Below are 2,087 nucleotides of genomic sequence, written 5' to 3' on the forward strand. Positions count from 1 at the left end.
GCCCGGTCCCTCGGGCGGGGCGCTTCGCGTACGGCCGTCAGGCGACGGGATCCCGGTACCGGGTCACACACGGGGCGGGCTCCCGTCGTCCTCCCGCACGTCCCGCACGTGGCGGAAGCCGATGCGCTGCAGCGGGGCCGGTGGGGCCGTGTCGGAGTCGGCCACAGTGGCGTGCACCGCGGCGGGACCGAAGGCGGAACGCGAGAGCGGCATTCATCCCGAGGTCAAGATCCTCATCGCCGTCTTCACCTGCATCAGCCCGGTCACGGGGCATCGTCACCGTGGTGCTCAACGCAAGCCAGAACCCCGCCGAGACGACTTCGGCGATCGTCGCCGGCGCGCTCGGTGCCGTCTTCCTCTTCGCCGGCCCGGCGCTGAGCCGCAAGCCGCACCACCGACCGAGGTCGCGAGCGGTTCTGTGGCAGCCGTCGCGTCTCGCAGCGACTGCCACAGCCCGTGGCGCCCACCACACGCACCGATCGACGAGGCCCGGGAAAGTGACCAGTCATCAACTGCAGTTCCTTTTCATCGACATCGCACTCGTCCTCGCCATGGCGCGGGGGCTCGGTCACCTGGCGACACGAGTGGGGCAGCCCGCCGTCATAGGGGAGATCATCGGCGGCGTGGTGCTCGGTCCGACGCTGCTCGGGGACGCCCTGAGCGAGACCCTGCTGCCCGCCGAGGTGCGTCCGATGCTCGCCGCGATGGCCAACCTCGGCGTCGCCCTGTTCATGTTCGCGGTCGGTCTGGAGATCGAGGGCGCCACGCTGCGGGGCAACGCCCGGGTGACGGCCGCCGCGGCCATCGGCTCGTCGGCCGTGCCGTTCCTCCTCGGCATCGGGCTGGCGTTCGTCCTCATGCGCAGCCATCAGAGCTCCGACACCGCGGCGTTCGCCGTCTTCGTCGGACTGTCCGTCTCGGTCACCGCGTTCCCGGTACTGGCCCGCGTCCTCACCGCCCGAGGGCTGAGCCGGACCGTCGTGGGCGGGATCGCACTGGCCGCGGCGGCCGTCGTCGACGTGGTCGCCTGGGCGGCCCTCGCCGGAGTCAACGCCTCCGTCGGCGCCGGGGACGGTCACTGGCGGGTCCTGCTCGTACTTCCCTACCTGCTGGTCATGCTGTGCGCGGTGCGGCCCCTGCTGCGCCGGTTCCTGGCGCCCGGCGGCAGGGCCGGGCCCCTCAGCCCGTTGCGCTTCGCGGCCCTCCTGACGGGAGCGCTGCTGTCGGCCGCCGCCACCGAGGCCATGGGCATGCACCACATCTTCGGCGCGTTCCTCTTCGGCGTGGTCGTCCCCCGGGACGGGACGTCGGCGCTGCGCGAGATCCTCCACGAACGCACGGGCCACCTCACGGGGCTGCTGCTGCCCCTCTACTTCGTGGTCGCCGGATTCCAGGTGGACCTGGGCGGTATCGGCCTGCCCGGGCTCGGCGAACTCGCCCTGATCATGCTGGTGGCCGTCGGGGGCAAGTTCGGCGGCACCTACCTCGCCGCCCGCACCCAGAGGCTCCCGCACGGCTCCGCCGCGGTCCTGGCCTCCCTGATGAACACCCGGGGGCTCACGGAGCTGGTGATCCTCGGAGTCGGACTCGAACTGGGCCTGCTGGACGGATCCCTGTACTCGATGATGGTGCTCATGGCCGTGGTCACCACGATGATGACCGGACCTCTGCTGTCCCTCTTCCGGCCCAAGTGCGCCGACGCTCCCGCCGAGCCGCCCACGCTCACGCGGGAGCCCGGAAACGACCGAGCGCCCCACCCGGCCGAAGCTGGGTAGGGCGCTCAGCCGCAGGTCGGAGGATGTCTCCCCGTCCCTGCGAGCGGTAGGCCATGTCGGACTCGAACCGACAACCAACGGATTAAAAGTCCGCTGCTCTGCCAATTGAGCTAATGGCCCTCCAGGTGCTCACCCCAGAGCATAGCCGGACTGCGCCGGTCAGCCGATCGGGTATCCGTCGACCGGCCTGTCGCCGCCGGTCCGGTGGCGCTCCGCAGGGCCTGGGACCGGCCCCCGAGGGGGCGTTACGAACCATCAGCTCCCCGGAAGTGAGGAAAGGGCCCGTACGGCACCTGGGTGTCGTACGGGCCC

2 protein-coding genes and 1 tRNA gene are annotated in these 2,087 nt (G+C 71.3%); 1 reads left to right on the top strand and 2 read right to left on the bottom strand.

The features are described 5' to 3' along the window. Window positions 1–63 precede the first annotated feature (63 nt). On the bottom strand, window positions 64–213 hold the full coding sequence (locus tag ACWGIU_RS36490) for a hypothetical protein (protein ID WP_453712372.1): 150 nt from the start codon (window positions 211–213) through the stop codon (window positions 64–66). Between the two features lie 284 nt (window positions 214–497). Between ACWGIU_RS36490 and ACWGIU_RS36495 the strand changes: the two genes are divergently transcribed. Further along, window positions 498–1,775, top strand: a complete 1,278-nt coding sequence (locus ACWGIU_RS36495; RefSeq protein ID WP_453712373.1) for a cation:proton antiporter domain-containing protein — start codon at window positions 498–500, stop codon at window positions 1,773–1,775. A gap of 47 nt (window positions 1,776–1,822) precedes the next feature. Here ACWGIU_RS36495 and ACWGIU_RS36500 read toward each other — a convergent pair. Then, window positions 1,823–1,895: transfer RNA gene (locus ACWGIU_RS36500), tRNA-Lys, on the bottom strand. Between the last annotated feature and the right edge of the window lie 192 nt (window positions 1,896–2,087).

The sequence above is a fragment of the Streptomyces sp. NPDC054840 genome (assembly GCF_053611065.1).

Coding starts and splice junctions, on each gene's coding strand:
- ACWGIU_RS36490 (WP_453712372.1), bottom strand. CDS start 213: ATGCCGCTCTCGCGTTCCGCCTTCGGTCCCGCCGCGGTGCACGCCACT.